Genomic DNA, 20,233 nt, shown 5'->3' with positions numbered 1-20,233 from the left:
TGGTTCACGCGGTTAAAGGCGTGAACATCCATGTGGATTCCGGCGAGACAGTCGCAATTGTGGGTGAGTCTGGTTCTGGTAAATCCCAGACCATGATGGCAGCAATGGGTCTGTTGGCAGGCAACGGCATCACGCATGGTGAAGTCCGTTACCGTGGCAACAACATCCTCGGCTCTTCCATTCGCAAGCTCAACAAGATCCGTGGTGCGAAAGTCACCATGATCTTCCAGGAGCCAATGACGTCTCTGGATCCGCTTTACACCATTGAGCGCCAGCTCTGTGAGCCAATGGTTGAGCACGGTGAGTACACCTGGGCAACCGCGAAGAAACGTGCGGTTGAACTGCTCGAACTCGTTGGCATCCCTGAGCCGGCTCGTAAGGTAAAAGCGTTCCCCTATGAGATGTCTGGCGGTCAGCGTCAGCGTGTCATGATCGCAATGGCGCTCGCAAACGATCCGGATATCCTGATCGCGGACGAGCCAACCACTGCGCTCGACGTGACCACGCAGGCTCAGATTCTTGAGCTGATGGCGGACCTTCAAAAACGCCTCGGCATGGCAGTTGTGTTCATCACCCACGATCTGGGTATCGTTGAGCGCATCTCCGACCGTGTGTACGTGATGAAGTCTGGTGAAGTTGTTGAAGAGGGCAACACCAAAAAAATCTTTGGTAACCCTCAGCACGATTACACCAAGATGCTGCTGGATGCAGAGCCAACCGGTTCGAAAGCTGTAGTGCCTGACAGCAACCCGATTGTTCTGGATGCAAAGGACGTGCGCGTTGAGTTTGAAACCGAAACTGGTTTCCTCAAGCCAAACCACGTTCTGCGTGCCGTAAACGACATTTCCATGGAAGTGCGTGAAGGCCAGACCCTCGGTATTGTGGGTGAATCCGGTTCCGGTAAGTCCACACTTGGCCGTGCTGTACTTCAGCTTCTGCCAACAGCAGGTGGCCGTGTGGTTTACCTCGGTAGTGACATCACCGGTGCAACCAAAAAGAAGATGCAGCCACTTCGTAAAGAAATGCAGCTCATCTTCCAGGATCCTTTCGGGTCTCTGTCTCCACGTATGACCGTAGGCCAGATCATCACCGAAGGTCTGCTGGTGCATGAGCCTCAGCTTTCAGCGAAGGAACGTGATCTGCGGGCTATTCAGGCGCTTGAAGAAGTGTCCATGGATCCGGCAATGCGCAACCGCTACCCACACGAGTTCTCTGGTGGACAGCGTCAGCGTATCGCGATTGCACGCACCATGATCCTCAATCCAAAGCTTGTTGTGCTGGACGAACCGACCTCCGCGTTGGACCGTACCGTACAAAAGCAGGTGGTTGAGCTTCTGCGCAACCTGCAGAAAGAACATGGCCTGACCTACCTCTTCATCTCTCACGATCTGGCAGTGGTTCGCGCCATGTCCGATACCGTGATGGTGATGCAGAAGGGTGAAGTGGTTGAAAAGGGTTTGGCAGAAGAGATCTTCTCCAATCCGAAAGAAGACTACACCAAAGAACTACTTGCAGCGGCGGCTCTGAAACCAGCATAAGCTAAGCAATCAGATCTTCTGAAATAAGAAAACCCCGGTGCCATGTGCCGGGGTTTTTGCTTTGATGCTCTGAGGTCTACCGAAGCAGCTTTAGTGAACCGACCAGCGAGCGCACCAATTTGCTGGGGCCACAAAGCCCGATCCCATCGATCTTCTCGCTCTTAAGGGCCTGTGTCGGCACCAGCGCTTCATAGTCCGCGAATGTATGAATGGATCTTGCAAAGGCTGGAAAGACAACCAACGTCATCTCATCGAGACGTGCAGCAGACTTCTCCAGGACGACGCGCATCTGATCGCTATTGGCCTGAAGTATGGGCACAGGCCGATCTGCACTGCTCTTGAAAGACGCACCATCACCGTCTGTGAGAGTGACACCACCAAGTCCTGCATTCGCAGTTCCGATCCCGACAGATATGGCTCCTACAGTGTTGGCAAGTAAACCAACTGGCAAATCTGGATCTACCACAACAGCCAGCCGCAAATCCTGCTCACCCCGCAACGGCTGTTTTTCGATTTGACTCATAAACATACTACCTCCTGTTCAAGGGATAGTATCTGGACGAGTAGAGACAATCTGATCTATTTTGACCTGCGATGATTGTTGAGCAGGTAGGATCTACCCATATTGTTAAATTATAAGGTAGCTTCTGCCTAGAATGGAGAAGGACGTTGGCGAAGAGCGAAATGCAAAAGCAAGCTGTTCAATTAGATGCCGCAGATAAGAAGATCCTGCGGGTTCTTCAGGAGGAAGGACGTCTCTCCAACACAGAGCTTGCTGAAAAGGTGGGAATGTCCACGTCACCTTGCTGGAGGCGTGTCAGACGATTGGAACAAGAAGGGGTGATCAGCGACTACTCAGCTCGGCTGGATCGCCGAACCCTCGGATTTGGTGTGCTCGTGATCGTCACCATCCAGATTGATGCACACAATGTGGAGCAGGCTGTCGAGTTTGAAGAGGCAGTGCTGAAGCTTGAGCAGGTCATCGCCTGCTATTCTGTCGGCGGAGGGGTGGACTTTGTGCTTCAGGTGGTCTGCGAAGATCTTGACGCCTATGCAGAGTTCTCCATGAACACCCTACGGCGCTTGCCGGGCATCAAAGCCATGGAAAGCAACTTCGTGCTGAAGGAACTAAAACCGCTCACCGGATGGCCAATCTAAGCGCGTGCTTATCGGAAAGGCCATCCGCTATGAAGGTTAGCTTAAATCCCGGCACGCTCCAGCACACTGATCCAGTTTTTGTGTGCAATCTTGGCGATGAGCTCTTCACCGAAATCAGCCTTGCGGAATGCGTTGATCAGATTAGGCAGACCAGTCACATCCTTGATGTCCTTGGCAACCAGACAGCCGTCATAATCTGAGCCAATGGCAACCCCATCTTCACCCAGCTTGTTGATCAGATAGTCCGCATGGCGCAGGATCACATCCAGCGGCATATCCGAGTTGAGTTGACCGTCCGGGCGCAGGAAGAATACGGCGAAGTTGATGCCCACCAGACCTTTGGACTCTGCAATTGCATCCAGTTGTTTGTCCGTTAGGTTACGGCTCATCGGGCAGATCTTGAACACGTTGGAGTGGCTTGCCACGATAGGCTTGTCGGTGATCTTTGCCAGATCCCAGAAGCCCTTTTCGTTTAGGTGAGAAACGTCCAGCTGAATGCCGCGCTGATTACACTGGCGCACCAGCTCCTTGCCAACTTCAGTCAGGCCCGGTCCAATGTCTGGGCTATGCTCAAACTCCATCGGCACGCCATAACCGAAGATCGTCTCACGGCTCCACACAGGACCAATAGAGCGAAGCCCGCGCTCGTAAAGCAGTTCAAGGGCCTCAAAGTCCTTATCGATGCACTCAGCGCCTTCAACATGAAGCACCATGGCAAGCTGATCTGCATCCATCGCGTCTTTGATCGCACCGGTTGTCCGGCAAATTTTCACCGCACCGTCGCCCTTGGCCTCCAGGTCTTCGGCGATATCCAATAGCTTCAGCGTATAGTCCAGTGCTTCCTTTTGTGGCACCGTTTTGAAGTGTTCAGGGCTCTTGAAGTCGACCTCTTCACCTTCCTTCGGCTTGGCTCTGACAGATGGGGTGAACATGGCAAACAAACCACCGGCAAACCCGCCTTTGCGAGCACGCGGAAGGTCAATGTGATCGTAACTGGCCTCCTCAAAGAAACTGCGTTCCTTCGGCGTTTGCGACCGGCGCTCCAGTGAAAGGAGCGTATCGTTGTGGCCGTCAAAGACCGGAACAAGGTTCGGGGCAGTATCTGTCATGAAGAACTCCGGGAAATAGAAATATCACTATGAAAAATGCCAATGCTGAAACACAGCTGGGATCTACGCAAACCCAGGGCTTCTGGCAGAAAGCTAGGTCACATTGGCGGAATTTGAAACTACACTGTTAAATATTAAACCCTTAAAATCAATAGGATCACTCCAACTTTCTGAGTGGTGTTGAGAGGGGAAGGCGCAATGGCGACAGTTATCAGAGGCTCTGACTTTACGGCAGACAAGGCGTGGGGCGCACAGCTCATCGCCAAAATGAACGGCATTACAACGCGCCTGCATTGGACCGATAAACCATACAAATGGCACATCAATGACGGAGAGGAGGTCTTCGTGGTTCTGGATGGTACAGTTGAGATGAAGTACCGGCAGGAGGGAGAAGAGCTCTCTGCAATGATGCAGCCGGGAGATATCTTTTTCGCCGCTATCGGCACAGAACATGTCGCTCATCCGCAGGGCGAAGCGCGCGTGCTGGTGGTAGAAACGGAGGGAAGTGTCTGAACCAGCAGACAGGGAAGGGGCACGGCCCCTCCCGCAAAAGATCACTGGGTGTTAAGCCAGTCCGGGCAGGGCCACATCCACCATGATCATGGCAAAGTGACAGGCTGCGGCTGAAAGCACAAAACCATGCCAGATGGCATTCTGGAACGGCAGGTTCTTCCAGATGTAAAACAGCGTCCCAACAGTGTAGAGACCGCCGCCAGTCACCAGCAGCGTAAAGCCAGCCACGGAAAGCTCGTTGTAGATCGGCACGACCGCAAAGAAACCAACCCAGCCCATCGCCAGATAGATCGGCACCGCAAGCTTATCCAGCTGCCGCATATGCAAGATCTTGATGGCCGCTCCCGCAATGGCGCAGACCCAGATGCCGACCAGCATGGAAATGCCAAGCCAACCGCCCAACACCATCAGGCACAGCGGCGTGTAAGTACCTGCAATCAGGAAGTAAATCGCGGAGTGGTCCAAGCGCCGTAGCAGACCCAGCTTGTTGTCTTTTTCAGGGATGTTGTAGGTCGCAGAACAGATCAGCATGGCCAGAAGTGTGGCTGTGTAAACGTAAATGCTGATTTGGCGGGCATAGTCGTCAGCCGCCCACAAAACCATCACAAAGGCAGTGGTAGCAGCTGCACCAAAGGCAATTCCCAAAACATGGATCACGCCATCAGCCACTTTTTCCGCGTAGGTCTCTATTCTCATGCGCAGGCTGTCCCCCCGAATGCACCCGAACTATGTTGAACTACATAATGCCGCCCTTAGCATCTCAACTCAACTGAAACTACTGTGCAAACTGGTCAATATATGGGCATTTGACAGAGCAGGGTGGGTTGCCCCTTGGAAATCGGGCATATCCAATTGCCTCCATCCTTCAGATGTGGCATTGGCTCTCAGGACTTTACTGCCAATATTGCGCTGGTCTGATGGCCGCACCGACCACTTGTGGGAAAGCAATAGAACGCTGCTGCGGGCTTTGCTATTTCCGCAAGAATCATGGATTTTGGTGCGCCTCCCAGCACTCCGATATTGCCGGAACCACGGTTAATCACTGCCTTGAAACGGCACAACAAGAGATTTTGAATGACGGTCAGCATCGAAATGGGTGTCACCCCCCATGGTACCTCCAGTGTTGTCGATCTTGAAGAATTGCTTGCCACGCGACTGCTCGTCCAGGGGAACTCTGGATCGGGTAAATCGCACTTGCTGCGTCGCCTTATGGAACAGAGCGCGCCTTGGGTTCAGCAGGTTGTGATCGATCCGGAAGGGGATTTCGTATCGCTGGCTGATGAGTTCGGGCACGTGGTGATTGAAGCGACCATGAATGATCGCGAACTCACCATGATCGCCGCTCGCGTACGCCAGCACCGCATCTCCGTGGTGCTTAATCTGGAACATCTGGAGCCGGACAAACAGCTCAAAGCTGCCGCCGCTTTCATGAACGGCCTGTTCGATTCCGACCGCCAGTACTGGTATCCCGTTCTCGTCGTGGTGGACGAAGCGCAGCTTTTTGCACCTGCCGCCTCTGGTGACTTTGGTGAGGAAGCGCGCCGCCTGTCTTTGATGGCCATGACCAACCTTATGTGTCGTGGCCGTAAGCGTGGTCTGGCAGGCATCATCGCCACTCAGCGTCTGGCGAAGCTCGCCAAGAACGTGGCAGCAGAAGCTTCCAACTTCCTGATGGGGCGTACCTTCCTTGATATCGACATGGCCCGTGCATCCGACCTGTTGGGCATGGACCGCCGTCAGGCAGAACAGTTCCGAAATCTGGAACGTGGCCAGTTCATCTCCCTCGGCCCAGCAATGACCCGCCGCCCGCAAAAAGTGGTGATCGGTGAAGTTGTGACCGGTAGCCGCGGTGGGTCTCCAAAGCTGATGCCAATGCCGAACCAGCCCGTTGAAACCGCGGCTGAACTGATCTTTACCGCGTCTGACAATGATCCGGTGCTGCACAACAATCGCGTGGCTGCGCCTTCCGCAAAAGACGTAATGTTGCAGCTCTCCCAAACCGCCGCCAGCAACATGCAGGCGCAGCACAGGGAAGTGGTTGAAGCCGAGCCGGAAGATCTCTTCAATCTGGAAGAAAAGAACCAGCAGTATCAGGAAATCATCGCCAAGATCCTTGAAGATCCGGAAGCAGCCTTCGCGCCGGTTTCCCAGCTCTATCAGGATTTCCAGGTCCGCTGTCGTATTGAACGTCTGAAGTCTCAGGACCTCGCAAAGTTCCGCAAGCTTCTCTCTGTTGCCCGCGCTGGCGTGGACAAGAAGGAAGTGGAAGAGGGTGACTGGCAGCAGGCCGAGGTCATCGCCGGACAGCTTCCAGAAGAAATGCGCGGCGTCTATCTGCTGCTGGCAAAAGCTGCATTTGCGGACGAACCATGCCCGGAAGATCTGGAGATCGCAAAAGCCTATGGCACCCGCTCACCGGGCCGCGCCCGTTGGCTGCTCACCCATATGGAAGAGCAGGGCTTCATCATCTGTGCAAGTGATCTGCGTGGAAACCGTATCGTGACACTGCCAGACATCGGCAAGCAAACCGCAACCAAGTAAGCTTTGTTCAGCGGCCATCCGGCAAGGAATGGCCGCCCACCGGGCCTTCGACCTCATCAAAGAACGTGGTCTCTGTGCTGCGCGAGCAGGTCGAGCACAAATGCGGTTTGGAGGGCAGAACATACTTCAGGCAGCAAGCTTTGCGGCGCGGTGCATACTCAATCCGTCCCTCATGTTCGCGCTGCCGCCAAACAATCCCACCATTGATCTTCTTCCCAAGGCTCGCCAGATAAGCCCGCATAATGCTGGCCACCTCAGTGGGCTTGGCTCCATGGCGCCGTAACACCAGAAATGGTGAGGTGATGGAGATGGCTACGGTGGAGTAAAACACTGAAGGCGCTACTTTCCGCCGCCCCAGCTCGCGGTGGAAGACCCGAATGATCTCCTCAAGGCAGATGGAAAGCGCAAATAACTCCGCCGGACCTTGATCCGGGTTCAGCTCAAAATCTTCTTCTGAAAGGCGCGGATCAAAGAACACCTCAACCCAAGGCCCTTTGCCATGCAGCACAAACCGCAGCTCATCAATGCGTGGAGCTCGCCCGGTCAGCAGATAGGTCACCGAGATCCGGTTGAGCAGTGTCTGACACATGGTCTTCAACGCAAGACTGGCCGCAATCTTGGTGGTTGGTGCACCGCGATCTTCCTTGATGAAGTCGATCATGTGCTTGGCAACCAGAGCAAAGTTGCTGTCAAAGCCAGAAAACTCACGCAGTTCCGCTGCCACCACGTGCTCAGTAGGTGCAGTAATTGCCCGCGCTGAAACCAGCTCGCCCCCATCAGGATGGGCTGCAGCAATCAGCCCAGCAAAGCGCGCAGGGATGCCCGCATGTTCTGAGGCGGGAATATCTGTAGGTGGAAGACCGGTAGACACAGCCAACGCAAACCTCTGGATGTACAATTGCGCTTTTGAGGCACCGTAATGATCGGATTTAGGCAAAGAGCGCGATGGAACTTATAGTTACGAGGCGTGCATGTCTGGCTGACAGGTGGCTGAACACGACACAACAACACTTTTGCGTTATTTAGCACAAAAACAAAGTCTACTAAAACAGTAGACTTTGCAGTCTGTGAGTAATGCACCTGTTATGTTGTAACGATCCTCTTGTCGAAGATCAGGCTTTCGCTTTTGTGAACCGCTTCTCCCAGGCGAATTTCTCCGCAATCCAGATGCCACCCAGCACCAGCGCCAGAGCGGCACCGTGGTAGAATGCAAACACTTCGCCCAGCAGAATAATTGCCATCACGGAGGCAAACACCGGCACCAGATTGACGAACACGCCCGCCCTGTTCGGCCCGATGAGCTCAACCCCGCGCATGTAGAAGATCTGTGCGAGGAAGGATGGGCAGAAGGAGATGTAAAGAATAACCAGCCAGCCCTGGAATGTTGGCCATGCGAGTGTTTCCTGACTGTACTCAATCGCCAGCATCGGTACGGAAACCAAAGCTGCAACAAACGCCATCACCGCAAAAAAGGCGAGCGCAGGCACTTTGGGTCTGTTGCGCAGCGCAAGCGTATAGCCAGCGTAAAACACAGCAGCCACCAGCATCAGCGCGTCACCCGGATTGATGTGCAGGTTCAACAGAACCTCAAGACTGCCCTGACTAGCTACAACAAACACACCCAGCAAGGTCAGCAAAATACCGATGAACTGGATCAGCGTCACCTTGGATCCAAACAGGAAGTAGGCCCCCACCACAACGATCATCGGAATGGAGCCTTGCAAAATGCCCATGTTCACCGCAGTGGTGTTGTGAGCTGCTAGATAGAACAGGCCGTTAAAGCCAGAAAAGCCGAAGGCAGCCATCAGGGCAATGCTGATCAGGTGAGGGCGGATTTGTGCCCATGAAGCCACAAGATCACGCCATGCAATCATGCTCATCAGCCCGGCCACAATCGCCCATCTTAAAAACACGATCACCATGGGCGACACGTGTCCCACCGCAAGCTGACCCGCCACTGCGTTGCCGCTCCACATGAGCGTAGTCAACACCAGAAGCAGCATCGGTCTGCTGTACAGGGAACTAAGGATAGGCATGTAAACTCACTGTCAAAAGGCGGGTGGGAGTGCCCGCAGGAAAGGTGCAAACAGACTTCACCTTGCCCCAAATAAATGCAAGGCTATTTTCCGCAAGGGCTGTAGAGGTTTCATCAAGTATGTACCAGCCTTCTATAGCTGCTTGCAAAACCTGCCGAAATGCCGCCAAAATCAAAGCCTTATTAAAGAGTACTCGACCAACCCAATCAATCACCTGTGTTTTGAGCAGCGCGGTAACGAATTGATGCATTGAAACTTGAGATTGAATTTGCAAGGGTCAGGTCTGGAAAACTCAGCGGCAGGAAGTGACGGCATATCCTGCTAAAAATGACAAAACGAGGGGGACCCATGTCGCAAAGAGTAAGCGTTGCATCACTTCAGGTTTCACCGGAACTCTACAATTTCGTAGAGAAGGAGGCTCTTCCGGGTACCGGAGTGGCATCCGACCAGTTCTGGGAAGGCTTCGCGCAGATCATCAAGGATCTGACACCACGCAACCGCGAACTGCTCCAGATCCGTGAAGACATCCAGACCAAGATCGACGACTGGCACAAAGCCAACCCGGGCACGATTGATCTGGAAACCTACAAAACCTTCCTCAAAGAACTTGGCTACCTACTGCCGGAAGGTGAAAGCTTCGACGTTGATACAGCCAACGTTGACCCGGAAATCGCAGAGATCGCCGGTCCTCAGCTTGTTGTGCCTGTCATGAACGCGCGCTACGCCCTCAACGCTGCCAATGCGCGCTGGGGTTCCCTGTATGATGCGCTCTACGGCACCGACGCCATGGGCTCCACCCCTCAGGCTGGCGGATACGATGAAGCCCGCGGCGCAGAAGTCATCGCCTATGCCCGCAAGAAGCTGGATGAAGCTCTGCCGCTGGATGAAGGCAGCTGGGCTGACGTCACCGAGTTCGCCATTATGGGTGGCTCACTGGCTCTGACGCTTGAAAACGGCGACATGGCAGGCCTGCAGGACCCTCTCGGGTTTGTTGGCTATGCTGGTGACAAGGACGAGCCAAAGTCCATCCTGCTGCAGAAAAACGGCCTGCACTTTGATGTACTGTTTGACCGCTCCAGCCCGATCGGTGCTGCTGATAAAGCAGGCATTAGCGATATCATTCTTGAATCCGCCATCTCCACAATCATGGACTGCGAAGACTCTGTTGCAGCTGTAGACGGCGAAGATAAAGCACTGGCCTACCGCAACTGGCTGGGTCTGATGAATGGCGACCTGAAGGAAGAAGTCACCAAAACCGGCAAAACCTTCACCCGTGCCTTGAATGGCGACCGCCACTACACCGATGCACAGGGTGATGCTCTGGCGCTGAAGGGCCGCTCCCTCATGCTGGTGCGGAACGTTGGCCATCTCATGACCAATCCGGCGATCCTTGATGAGGATGGCAACGAGGTCTTTGAAGGCATCATGGACGCCATGGTGACCTCCCTTTGTGCGATCCATGATATCGGCCTGCGTGAAGGCTCGACTGCACGCAACATGAACTCCGTCACCGGCTCCGTTTACATCGTGAAGCCAAAGATGCACGGCCCGGAAGAAGTCGCTTTTGCGGACGAGCTGTTTGGTCGCGTGGAACATGTTTTGGAACTGCCACGCAACACCTTGAAAATGGGCATCATGGATGAGGAACGCCGCACCACGGTCAACCTCAAGGAGTGCATCCGCGTCGCCAAGTCCCGTGTATGCTTCATTAACACAGGTTTTCTTGATCGCACCGGTGATGAGATCCACACCTCCATGGAAGCTGGCCCAATGATCCGCAAGGCGGACATGAAGCAGGCCACATGGATCAGTGCTTATGAAAACCACAATGTAGACACCGGCCTTGCGTGTGGTCTGCGTGAACATGCGCAAATCGGCAAAGGCATGTGGGCCATGCCAGACCTGATGCACACCATGCTGGAGCAGAAGATCGGCCATCCAAAAGCCGGTGCGAACACCGCATGGGTGCCATCTCCAACCGCAGCAACCCTGCATGCCATGCATTACCATCAGGTTTGCGTGCCAGCCGTTCAGGAAGAACTGTCTACCCGCGAACCTGCAAAGCTGGACGATATCCTGTCCATTCCGGTCGCCACCAATCCAAACTGGACACCGGAAGATGTTCAGGCAGAAGTCGAAAACAACGCACAAGGCATCCTCGGATACGTTGTCCGCTGGGTAGAGCATGGTGTCGGCTGTTCCAAAGTGCCAGACATCCATAATGTGGCTTTGATGGAAGACCGTGCAACCTGCCGCATCTCCTCGCAGCACATCGCCAACTGGCTGCATCACAATGTTTGCTCTGAAGAGCAGGTGCTGGAGATCATGAAGCGTATGGCCGCTGTGGTGGATGAGCAGAATGCAGGCGACCCGGCCTACCACAACATGGCGCCTGACTTTGACAACTCCGTCGCCTTCCAGGCTGCGTGTGATCTGGTCTTCAAAGGCCGCATCCAGCCAAGTGGTTATACCGAACCAGTGCTGCACAAACGCCGTCTTGAAGCCAAGGCAAAGTTCGGCGCATCAGCCTGATAAAACACCACCTGCGCAGTTCTGTGACGCTGCGCAGGCTTCTTCCCTATATTGGCAGAGATTAGCTATCAGCCTTAGGCGTAAGGTTTGTGAAGCCGCCAAAGTCTCCATTGCTCAGATTGATCGTGTCACTGTCAAATTCAGTGCCAGAGATTTTGACACTATCACCCTGCAGGATGTTCCACTTCCTGCTCTTGCGAAACGCCTCATAATCTCGAAAGCCTTTGGACTGGCTGAGCCACGTCAGCTCAACAAGACCATCTTTCAGTGCATTTTTGCTGACCAACCCATTCCCATAAACACCTATTCGATAAGGATCGCCTGCCTCCTTAAAGACGGACTGGATCGCCTGAAAATAGGGTTTGATGTAGTGGACATAGTCGTAATAAGAGGCATCGTAATCGACGGCAAAGTAGATGCCGGAGCCTTTGGGCTGTCTGATCACCTCCTGCGCAAGATGCAGCGCCTGATGTGCCTGCTGTGAGCCCGTCGCTCCGGTGAAGGACGAGGGCCTGTCGTTGCTATCCTCGTAAACGGTGATGATAGAAAGGCCCGCAGCAATCAGCTGCTGGGCCTCAGTTGGTTTCAGTTGCTTCCATTTGGAAAAGGAGTAGTAACGCCCAACGGCCTTATACCCTTTCTTGGCGATTGCATTCGCCAGCACTTCCACAATTGTAGCTGTATCAACGGCAGGTTCGGTCTTGATGCCTTTATCGTCAGTCATGGCTTCTCTGCTTCTTATTGTTATGCAGAGTGATGACGAACGTGAGAGAAAGGCCGTGAGAGCCCATCAGTTCCAATGGTTAGCGAAGTTATACGCTGCGCATGGAAGGGCGGGTTGAGGGATGTTTACGCCTCAGTTGGAGCAGGAGGAAGTTGCAAAACTGCCAAAGCCACCATAGGAGCCTTGGTTCAGATTAAGCGTGTCCTGATCGTACTGAGTACCGGCAATTGTCACATATGGACCCTGAAGGATGTTCCAGTCGCCAGACTCTTTGTATTCCTGATAGCCATAGTAACCGGTTGATTGAGAAAGCCACGTCAGCTTCGCAAGGCCATCATCTTTGGCACAGGAGCAAACGATCCCATTGCCATAAACACCGACATGATACGGGTAACCAAAGGAGGCAAACACCTCGTTGATCGCTCTCAGATATGGCCTGATGTAATGAGTGTAGTCGTAACTTGAGGCATCATAATCGACAGCAAAATAGATACCGGTTTGCCGGGGCTGTTGGATAACTGCATCTGCCTGATAAAGCGCCCGCAACGCTTGCTGGTTTCCAATGTCAGCTGAGAAATAAGAGGGAGCATCATTGTTGTCTTCGTAGACCACAAAGATGTCCATATCTGCGGTGAAGAGCTCTGAAGCTTCAGCTCTGGTCAGTTGTTTCCAGCTGTACCGGGAGTAATAACGCCCAACGGCTTTGTATCCGGCTTGTGCCAGTGTTGTGGCGGAAGTACCGGCATTTGAGGCTGTATCAAGTGCTGGGACTAAGAGTTTGGGGGAGATTTTATCTGTCATGTGCTCTGCTTTTTGTTGTTATGCAGAGCAGTGACGAAGAGGTCAGCAGACATGTGAGACAAAGCGTTCTGCTAGAGTAACAGAAGCTTTAATCTCACTTACAATGTAATTGGGGGACAGAGCCCTTAAAGCGGCAGTCTCACGATAGCAATGAGACCTTTTTCCTCGCCGTTTTCGAGACGAATGGTACCGCCCTGAGCGTGGATAATGCTGCGGGTGATCGCAAGGCCAAGCCCGATACCGCCGGTTTCCTCATTGCGGGATTCCTCAAGGCGCACGAATGGCTCAAACACATCTTCCAGCCGGTTCTGCGGAATGCCTGGGCCTCTGTCAGAGATCCGGACTTCAGCATGGGCTTCATCAACGCGGAAACTCACCTCAGCTTCTTCGCCATATCGGATCGCATTGCCGATCAGGTTCTGGAACGCACGCTTCAGAGCAACCGGACGACACTTCAGCACCACGCGGCTCTGTGCTTCCACATTCACATGGTTGCCCATGTCCTCCTGGTCATTGGCGATGCTTTCCAGTAAACCGCCCAGATCAACAGAGCGCAGTTCTTCCTGTTTGGAATCCTCACGGGTAAAGGCGAGCGTTTCTTCCACCATCGCCTGCATCTCATCCAGCGTGGCGATCATGCGCTCGCGGTCTTCATCATCCTCAATGAACTCAGCACGGATCCGCAAAGAGGTGATTGGTGTGCGCAGATCATGACTGATTGCGGCCAGCATACGGGTGCGGTCAGAGATGAAGCGTGTCAGACGTTCCTGCATCTGGTTGAAGGAATGGGTCACAGCCCGCACTTCCGCAGGGCCAGCCTCTTTCAATGGCTTCACATCCGCGCCGCGGCCCAGATCATTGGCTGCGGTTTCCAGCGTCCTGAGCGGTTTCGTCAGGCGATAGACTGAAACCCAGACAATGAGAATAGTCAGCCCTGCCATAATAAAGATTGGCAGCAGAATTGGCACAATAGAGGCTTTCGGCAGACGAAAGTTGCTCTCGATGTTCAGCCACTTGCCGTTCATCAGCTCAATAGCAGCAAACAGCTGCACGCCTTTGAGCGAAAACCAGCGATACTTTTTGAAGAAATCGTCCCGGCGATCATGCATGGCCTGCATATTGTCATGGGGTGACCGGTCTCTTCCTTCGGATGGCCGGTCTCGTCCTTCTGGAGGTGGGCGCCCGTTGTCACGAAACTTGTCTTTGAAGTCTGGTGGAGCACGGTCGTTGTAGACCACCGCAACACGGGCCTGCCTGTCATGATCCAACCTACGTTTCAGATAATTGGCAAGCAGCGCTTCCATGCGCTCATCACCACCCGTGTCCGCCACTACAGGCGTATCGCCAATGGTGAAGCGTGTGCGGGTGTTGGAAACCGTGCGCAGCACCTGCTTTTGCAAACGGGGAGGGGTTGCCTCCAGCAGCTTGACCACATTGGCCGTCCGCCACAGCGCATTGTCACGGGCCAGATTGGCCAGGGCATACTGACGCTCTCGGCCAAGCAACACAAAACTGACCACTTGCGAAAAGATCAGCGCAGCCAGCAGCAGCAGGATCAGCTGAGGCGCAAGGCGGCGAGGGATAAGGTATTTCAAAAACTTCATGCGGTGACTTCTTTGACTTCACCTGTAAAGGTGTAACCGCCCCCCCAGACAGTTTTGATCAATTCCGGACTTTTTGGATCAATCTCGATCTTGCGGCGCAAGCGAGAAACCTGATTGTCGATGGACCGGTCAAACACACCCAGCGAGCGGCCTGAGGTCAGGTCCAGCAGCTGCTCGCGGGAAAGAACCACCCGTGGCCGCTTCAAAAATGCCAATAACAACTGGAACTCACCGGAAGACAGCGGCACAGCAACCTGCTCCGGGTCAATTAACTCACGGCGTGCAGTGTCCAGCATCCAGCCGTTGAACGCCAGCTTTTCAGTCTCGATGGGGTCACGCTCCCGTGGAACACTGGTGGCACGGCGCAGCACAGCGCGGATACGGGCCAGCAGCTCACGCGGGTTAAAAGGCTTGGTCACATAGTCATCAGCCCCAATCTCAAGGCCAACAACACGGTCCGTGTCCTCAGCCATGGCTGTCAGCAAAATAACCGGTGCCTGATTGGTCTCCACCAGATGGCGGCACAGGGAAAGCCCGTCTTCACCCGGCATCATGATGTCCAGCACCACCAGATCAATGGAGGAGTTCTTGAGCACCTTGCGGGCAGCAGCAGCGCTTTCAGCCACAGTGGTACGCATATTATTCTTCGTCAGATAGCGGGCAAGGCTCTCCCGGATATCACGATGATCGTCGACGATAAGAATATGTGCTGTACTTTGAGACATGCGTCCTCGCTTTGTGCCCCGCCTCTCATGCGCGGTGAGAAACAATAGACTATGGGATGCCTAACTTATGCCGCAATCCCAAAGCCAGCGAAAGTGGCTGGGCACTCAAAAATGTATCAAACTGTCACAACCCGATACTCTGGTAAATCCTGTGACAAAACAATGTGTTTTCTGGTGTAGTTTTGCGACAGATGCCTCCTACGTTGTGTTCATCGAAGCACACTCACACAAACCTTCCCCTCGTTTTAGGCTTTGATGATTAGGAGAACACGACATGATGAATTTTAAAACTATTTTGGCTGGTTCTGTAGCTGCAATCATTGCTGGTACCGCTCTGTCTCCTGCCATGGCTGCTCCGGGTTTCGGTGGTGGCTTCGGCAAGAAAATGTCTTCCCAGTTCTTTACAAATTTTGATGCAAACAAAGATGGCTCTGTCACTGCTGCCGAAATTGAAACCAAGCGCAAAGCAGACTTTGCAAAAGCAGACACTGCTGGCGACGGCGTGATCACTCTGGAAGAATGGAAAGTCTTCGCAGCAGATCGCGCAGCTGAGCGCAGCAAAGACCGCTCCGTCCGCATCTTCCAGCGCTTTGACGTCAATGGCGATGGTCAGGTCACCCGTGAAGAGTTCCTCGCGCAGGCTGAACGCATGACTGCGCGCATGGACAAGATGAAAAAGCGCATGGGCGACCGCATGGCTAAGATGCAGGACGGCAAAGGCGGTAAAGGCGGCTGGGGCGATGGCCCTCGTGATGGCAAACCAGGCAAAGATGGCTGGCAGAAAGGCCCACGTGATGGCAAGCAGGGCGATGGCATGCAAGGCAAAGGCGGTTGGGGTGATGGCCCACGCGAGCAGGGCATGATGGGCTTTGGAAAGCACGGTGGCAAAGGCATGCGTGGTGAAATGATGCGCGCAATGTTTGCTAAGGTGGATCTGGACAAGAACGGCAAGATCTCATCTGAAGAACTGGGCAAACTGGCCGACAAGCTCTTCGCAAACGGACCGGTTGATCTGGCTGGCTTCAGAACAATTGCCGCTGAGTTCAAAGAGCCAATGTACGTCCGCTCCTTCCAGCGTCTGGATGCTGATGGCGATCTGAAAGTCACTCAGGAAGAGTTCTTCGCACCGACTGCCCAGATGATGAAGCGCATGGACCGCAACAACGACGGCGTCATCACATCAGCTGACTTCAAAAAGATGAAGAAGGATTGGCGCAAAGGTCAGAAGGACCGCAAAGGTGGCTACGGTCACGGTCATGGTCAGCGCGGTTAAGTCCACCCGCAGTTGACCAATAAAAAAGGCGGAGCCAACAGCTCCGCCTTTTCTTTTTCAATATGTATCAGCAAGATCAGCTGGTCGCTGGCTTGGTCTCTTGCATCTCAGCATCATAGTCTACAGCAACACCGTAATGCGGATCTTCCATAACGGAGACTTCAACCATGCTGCCAGCCTTGTGCAGCAGATCCTTACAGTCAGGAGACAGGTGGCGCAGATGCAGTGTCTTGCCAGCCTGCTCATAACGGGTCGCCAGTGCATCAATCGCAGCCAGACCGGAATGGTCCACCACGCGGGAATTGATGAAGTCGACAATCACGTCATCTGGATCAGACTGAGGATCAAAGATCTCCTGGAAACCAGCCGCAGAACCGAAGAACAGCGGGCCTTCCAGCTTGTAGATCTTCCAGCCATCAGAGTTGGTTGTTGTCTGCGCATCAATACGCTTGGACGCGTTCCACGCATAAGCCAGTGCAGAAACAATCACGCCAACCACAACAGCCACAGCAAGGTCAGAGTAAACAGTCACACCGGTCACCAGTGCAATCACGATGGCATCGGTCCGTGGGATCTTGTGCAAGATCTTGAAGGTGTTCCACGCAAAGGTGCCGATCACCACCATGAACATCACACCAACCAATGCTGCCAGAGGGATCTGCTCAATCAGCGGAGCAGCGAACAGAATGAAGCTCAGCAGGAACAGCGCAGCAGCGATACCTGCAAGACGGGTACGACCACCAGATTTCACGTTGATCATGGACTGACCGATCATCGCACAGCCACCCATGCCGCCGAAGAAGCCGGTCACAACGTTTGCAGCACCCTGTGCCACACACTCTTTGGAAGCACCGCCACGTGTACCAGTCATGTCAGCAACAAGGTTCAGCGTCAGAAGGCTCTCAATCAGACCAATCGCTGCCAGAATAACGGAGTATGGCAGGATGATCATGAAAGTTTCCATGGTCAGCGGAACCATTGGAATGTGAAACTCAGGCAGGCCACCGGCGATAGGAGCCAGATCACCCACGGTCTGCACATTCAGACCAAGGCCGATCACGATGGCGGAAACCACCAAAATACCAGCCAGAGGTGCAGGAATGACGTTGGTGATCTTTGGCAGGAACCAGATCACTGCCATGGTCAGAACCACAAGGCCAAGCATCAGCGCCATATCCATGCCAGCCAGCCAGCTGGTTGCGCCGGTTGTCGCATCAACAGTCTGGAACTGACCCATCTGGGCAAGGAAAATCACGATCGCAAGACCGTTCACAAAGCCTAGCATCACCGGATGCGGCACCATGCGGATAAACTTACCCCAGCGCATAATGCCAAAGAAAACCTGCAGAATGCCCATCAGCACAACAGCGGCAAACAGGTACTCAACACCGTGCTGCACAACAAGAGAAACCATCACAACAGCAAGTGCGCCGGTCGCGCCGGAAATCATGCCCGGACGGCCACCAAACACAGCGGTGATGATGCCAACAATGAACGCTGCATAGAGACCAACAAGCGGCTCAACCTTTGCAACAAATGCGAATGCAACTGCTTCCGGCACCAGAGCAAGAGCAACGGTAAGACCAGAAAGCAATTCTACTTTGACAGTATTGGCTGAAAAGCCGGGCTTTGCGGGCGCGAGCGCCTCCGTGGACGAATGCAAGGAGCACCTCCAATGGGGTTATCGGTACTTTTTTGAATACGGGGCGAATCCTAGGCACGCACTGTGAAGTCCGTGTGAAACCAAGTGTTTTCGGTCAAGGACAAGAGCTTACAAGCTAGGACACCGCTAAAATTTGAGCGGCTTTTGTCTCCCTTTTGACGCGCTTATAAGCGAAACCCGCCAAAAACACCAGTCCCCCCACACATAATAGCTATGCGCGAGGTGGTTGGGCAGACATTTGGTTAACTTCCAAAGTGCCGCGTTAAGATACAAAAAGAGCTTCTGTCTGGGAAGCAGGTCCTCAGGGAAATGTGTCTCTTCCGTTCGGCTGAAAGTGTGATATGTCTCTGCTATTGCAAGGAAATTTCAGATGACTACTTTAACACCATTCAAGCCAAGCATTTCTGAGAGTATGCGCGCCAGAATTACGGAGCAACTCCATCTCATAGAGTCAAAGCACGACGTTACCATCTTATTCGCGATCGAAAGTGGTAGCCGCGCATGGGGCTTCCCATCGCCAGATAGTGATTACGACGTTCGTTTTGTCTACATGCATAAACTGGATTGGTACCTTTCATTGGAGACCGGCAGGGATGTAATCGAGTTGCCGATCGATGATGAACTAGACATCAGTGGTTGGGAAGTCCGTAAAGCTTTAAACCTGATGCTCAGGTCCAACCCTGTTTTGTTGGAATGGTTACACAGCCCAATCAAGTATATTTGGCGTGAGCAACTGGCAGATCCTCTGCGAGGACTTGCGGAAGATGCAGCAAGTCAGACACCTTGCATCCACCATTATCTAAACCTCGGCGTTCGTTATTGGGAAAAAGCAAATGCGACCGAACAACGGATGAACTTAAAGCGCTTTTTCTATTCTCTGCGCCCAGCTCTCGCACTTCTCTGGTTTAAGCAGAACCCAGGCCGGACACCTCCGATGAATGTGCAAGAGCTCGCTGCTGGACTCTCTGTCTCCTCAGAGGTCTTAGCGGAAATGGAAGATCTTATCAGAGCCAAGACACAGCTTAAGGAAAAGCAGCATTTGGAAGCCTTGCCTAACATCGCGCAGCTGAAGGCTCTAATGCTGAACACATTCGATTGGGCGCAAAACACTGACAAACCACGCCATGTTCCAATGACAACTGCTCGTGCGGAAGAATACTTCCGTGAGATTATCAAGCAATCAGATCGTGTTCATGTAGAGGTTTGAGTATCGCAAAGCTCTACCGCCGTCATCCCGGGCGAAGCGCAGCGTAGACCCGGGACCCATAACCCCGGTGTCTGAGATTGGCTAAGGCCTTAGTTAAACAGCGAGGCAAGGGGGTATGGATCCCGGCTCGATGGCCGGGATGACGCCGGTGGGTTAGGCGGGTTGCCCAAAAAACTTATCCCCCTCGCTTGAAACCATGCCCATACTAATCGCATGCCTACGTAACGGGCTGCTGGCGGAGCGACCGTCAGTGTGTCGTAGGCTGGGCGGGGCTATCGGGAGAGGTAACGCAACTTTCGGTGGTCCGGTGAACCGAACTTCAAACGTGGCCGCATGGTTTGAGGGGAAGGGCCCAGGAATATAGGGTATCACGCGGTGACGGGTGTTGATGTGCCGGCAGAGGTAACCTGCTTTTGCTGATGTGTCTGTCAAAGACGGAGGAACTGTTTGGGCATGGAAACGTGTTTGGATAAGCCACTGTCTTTCCGGGAAACCGGCTATCGTGCCTTATAGGCAAAAGAGGCGACGTTGTTCATCCCAAGAAAGCCCGGGCAAGGCGAGTAGCCAATGCCGAAGATTTAGTTTCAATAAGTAGCGCAGGTATTGCCTGCCGCCTTGCTCTCCCCGATTAACTCGGGACCTCCAGCTTCACCACTGCATGGAAGGCCATGCGGTGCTATTCGTGTTACTCTCTCCTACCTGCTTCATGGGTGCAGTCAGTTCATCTATTTCAGCTGAATTGCCGGCGCCTTTATGTGGAAATACGCAGAAAATGCATCTATTGCAGACTTTGCAGGATGCAGCCGGGC

Annotated in this window: 18 protein-coding genes; 7 read left to right on the top strand and 11 right to left on the bottom strand. The window is 53.6% G+C overall.

Features of this window, described 5'->3' with window-relative positions; genetic code table 11:
• On the top strand, positions 1-1,538 hold a 1,538-nt coding region (locus tag PJE062_RS13155; protein ID WP_157039173.1), incomplete at its 5' end, for an ABC transporter ATP-binding protein.
• A gap of 76 nt (positions 1,539-1,614) precedes the next feature.
• Here PJE062_RS13155 and PJE062_RS13150 read toward each other — a convergent pair.
• Entirely contained in the window at positions 1,615-2,061 is a 447-nt protein-coding gene (locus PJE062_RS13150) for a DUF2000 domain-containing protein (protein ID WP_008549696.1), read from the bottom strand.
• A 161-nt stretch (positions 2,062-2,222) separates the two neighbouring features.
• On the opposite strand from PJE062_RS13150, the gene PJE062_RS13145 reads away from it, so the two are divergent.
• Positions 2,223-2,696 (top strand): Lrp/AsnC family transcriptional regulator, encoded by a 474-nt coding sequence (locus PJE062_RS13145; protein ID WP_037037042.1) that lies wholly within the window; start codon positions 2,223-2,225, stop codon positions 2,694-2,696.
• Between the two features lie 41 nt (positions 2,697-2,737).
• Here PJE062_RS13145 and PJE062_RS13140 read toward each other — a convergent pair whose 3' ends face one another.
• The gene (locus PJE062_RS13140) at positions 2,738-3,805 is read right to left on the bottom strand and encodes a dipeptidase (protein WP_008549553.1); all 1,068 of its coding nucleotides are present in this window, start codon (positions 3,803-3,805) and stop codon (positions 2,738-2,740) included.
• Positions 3,806-4,003: 198 nt separating this feature from the next.
• On the opposite strand from PJE062_RS13140, the gene PJE062_RS13135 reads away from it, so the two are divergent.
• Positions 4,004-4,318: a cupin domain-containing protein gene (locus tag PJE062_RS13135; RefSeq protein ID WP_008549620.1), complete on the top strand. Its 315-nt coding sequence runs from the start codon at positions 4,004-4,006 to the stop codon at positions 4,316-4,318.
• Positions 4,319-4,369: 51 nt separating this feature from the next.
• Here the strand turns inward: PJE062_RS13135 and PJE062_RS13130 are convergent, their stop codons facing one another.
• Entirely contained in the window at positions 4,370-5,014 is a 645-nt protein-coding gene (locus tag PJE062_RS13130; RefSeq protein WP_008549837.1) for a hemolysin III family protein, read from the bottom strand.
• Positions 5,015-5,392: 378 nt separating this feature from the next.
• Here PJE062_RS13130 and PJE062_RS13125 point away from each other — a divergent pair, with 378 nt between their 5' ends.
• Positions 5,393-6,859, top strand: coding sequence for an ATP-binding protein (locus PJE062_RS13125; protein WP_037036887.1), 1,467 nt, complete (start codon positions 5,393-5,395; stop codon positions 6,857-6,859).
• Positions 6,860-6,866: 7 nt separating this feature from the next.
• Here the strand turns inward: PJE062_RS13125 and PJE062_RS13120 are convergent, their stop codons facing one another.
• The 3 genes from PJE062_RS13120 to PJE062_RS13110 form a co-directional block, all read right to left on the bottom strand.
• Complete coding sequence (locus PJE062_RS13120; protein WP_157039172.1) at positions 6,867-7,730, bottom strand: hypothetical protein; 864 nt, start codon at positions 7,728-7,730, stop codon at positions 6,867-6,869.
• A gap of 241 nt (positions 7,731-7,971) precedes the next feature.
• Entirely contained in the window at positions 7,972-8,862 is an 891-nt protein-coding gene (locus PJE062_RS13115; protein ID WP_008549582.1) for a DMT family transporter, read from the bottom strand.
• 19 nt (positions 8,863-8,881) lie between these two features.
• The gene (locus PJE062_RS13110; RefSeq protein ID WP_157039163.1) at positions 8,882-9,169 is read right to left on the bottom strand and encodes a hypothetical protein; all 288 of its coding nucleotides are present in this window, start codon (positions 9,167-9,169) and stop codon (positions 8,882-8,884) included.
• 74 nt (positions 9,170-9,243) lie between these two features.
• Between PJE062_RS13110 and PJE062_RS13105 the strand changes: the two genes are divergently transcribed.
• Positions 9,244-11,427 carry a malate synthase G gene (locus tag PJE062_RS13105; protein ID WP_008550101.1) on the top strand — a complete coding sequence of 728 codons (2,184 nt, stop codon included), beginning with the start codon at positions 9,244-9,246 and terminating at the stop codon, positions 11,425-11,427.
• A 61-nt stretch (positions 11,428-11,488) separates the two neighbouring features.
• Here the strand turns inward: PJE062_RS13105 and PJE062_RS13100 are convergent, their stop codons facing one another.
• From PJE062_RS13100 to PJE062_RS13085, 4 genes are all read right to left on the bottom strand, one after another.
• Positions 11,489-12,151 carry a DUF1906 domain-containing protein gene (locus PJE062_RS13100; protein ID WP_008549667.1) on the bottom strand — a complete coding sequence of 221 codons (663 nt, stop codon included), beginning with the start codon at positions 12,149-12,151 and terminating at the stop codon, positions 11,489-11,491.
• 132 nt (positions 12,152-12,283) lie between these two features.
• Entirely contained in the window at positions 12,284-12,952 is a 669-nt protein-coding gene (locus PJE062_RS13095) for a DUF1906 domain-containing protein (protein ID WP_008550076.1), read from the bottom strand.
• Between the two features lie 125 nt (positions 12,953-13,077).
• Complete coding sequence (locus PJE062_RS13090; protein ID WP_008549945.1) at positions 13,078-14,556, bottom strand: ATP-binding protein; 1,479 nt, start codon at positions 14,554-14,556, stop codon at positions 13,078-13,080.
• Positions 14,553-15,281 (bottom strand): response regulator, encoded by a 729-nt coding sequence (locus PJE062_RS13085; protein ID WP_008550010.1) that lies wholly within the window; start codon positions 15,279-15,281, stop codon positions 14,553-14,555. The genes PJE062_RS13090 and PJE062_RS13085 overlap by 4 nt, the downstream gene beginning before the upstream one ends.
• A gap of 274 nt (positions 15,282-15,555) precedes the next feature.
• On the opposite strand from PJE062_RS13085, the gene PJE062_RS13080 reads away from it, so the two are divergent.
• Positions 15,556-16,554 carry an EF-hand domain-containing protein gene (locus tag PJE062_RS13080; RefSeq protein ID WP_008549940.1) on the top strand — a complete coding sequence of 333 codons (999 nt, stop codon included), beginning with the start codon at positions 15,556-15,558 and terminating at the stop codon, positions 16,552-16,554.
• 76 nt (positions 16,555-16,630) lie between these two features.
• On the opposite strand, the gene PJE062_RS13075 is transcribed toward PJE062_RS13080, so the two are convergent.
• Entirely contained in the window at positions 16,631-18,217 is a 1,587-nt protein-coding gene (locus tag PJE062_RS13075; RefSeq protein ID WP_037036884.1) for a SulP family inorganic anion transporter, read from the bottom strand.
• Between the two features lie 370 nt (positions 18,218-18,587).
• On the opposite strand from PJE062_RS13075, the gene PJE062_RS13070 reads away from it, so the two are divergent.
• Positions 18,588-19,424 carry a nucleotidyltransferase domain-containing protein gene (locus PJE062_RS13070; protein WP_083793252.1) on the top strand — a complete coding sequence of 279 codons (837 nt, stop codon included), beginning with the start codon at positions 18,588-18,590 and terminating at the stop codon, positions 19,422-19,424.
• Positions 19,425-20,233 lie beyond the last annotated feature (809 nt).

The sequence above is a fragment of the Pseudovibrio sp. JE062 genome, assembly GCF_000156235.1.
Lineage (GTDB): Bacteria > Pseudomonadota > Alphaproteobacteria > Rhizobiales > Stappiaceae > Pseudovibrio.
Note: the sequence above shows the minus strand (reverse complement) of the source record. Positions and strands in the feature narration are given on the sequence as shown.

Bases quoted from the DNA above. Each gene is read 5' to 3' on its own strand.
- PJE062_RS13140 (WP_008549553.1), bottom strand. From the start codon at position 3,805: ATGACAGATACTGCCCCGAACCTTGTTCCGGTCTTTGACGGCCACAAC.
- PJE062_RS13085 (WP_008550010.1), bottom strand. From the start codon at position 15,281: ATGTCTCAAAGTACAGCACATATTCTTATCGTCGACGATCATCGTGAT.
- PJE062_RS13125 (WP_037036887.1), top strand. From the start codon at position 5,393: ATGACGGTCAGCATCGAAATGGGTGTCACCCCCCATGGTACCTCCAGT.
- PJE062_RS13100 (WP_008549667.1), bottom strand. From the start codon at position 12,151: ATGACTGACGATAAAGGCATCAAGACCGAACCTGCCGTTGATACAGCT.
- PJE062_RS13105 (WP_008550101.1), top strand. From the start codon at position 9,244: ATGTCGCAAAGAGTAAGCGTTGCATCACTTCAGGTTTCACCGGAACTC.
- PJE062_RS13080 (WP_008549940.1), top strand. From the start codon at position 15,556: ATGATGAATTTTAAAACTATTTTGGCTGGTTCTGTAGCTGCAATCATT.
- PJE062_RS13150 (WP_008549696.1), bottom strand. From the start codon at position 2,061: ATGAGTCAAATCGAAAAACAGCCGTTGCGGGGTGAGCAGGATTTGCGG.
- PJE062_RS13090 (WP_008549945.1), bottom strand. From the start codon at position 14,556: ATGAAGTTTTTGAAATACCTTATCCCTCGCCGCCTTGCGCCTCAGCTG.
- PJE062_RS13070 (WP_083793252.1), top strand. From the start codon at position 18,588: ATGACTACTTTAACACCATTCAAGCCAAGCATTTCTGAGAGTATGCGC.
- PJE062_RS13135 (WP_008549620.1), top strand. From the start codon at position 4,004: ATGGCGACAGTTATCAGAGGCTCTGACTTTACGGCAGACAAGGCGTGG.
- PJE062_RS13145 (WP_037037042.1), top strand. From the start codon at position 2,223: ATGCAAAAGCAAGCTGTTCAATTAGATGCCGCAGATAAGAAGATCCTG.
- PJE062_RS13095 (WP_008550076.1), bottom strand. From the start codon at position 12,952: ATGACAGATAAAATCTCCCCCAAACTCTTAGTCCCAGCACTTGATACA.
- PJE062_RS13130 (WP_008549837.1), bottom strand. From the start codon at position 5,014: ATGAGAATAGAGACCTACGCGGAAAAAGTGGCTGATGGCGTGATCCAT.
- PJE062_RS13115 (WP_008549582.1), bottom strand. From the start codon at position 8,862: ATGCTGCTTCTGGTGTTGACTACGCTCATGTGGAGCGGCAACGCAGTG.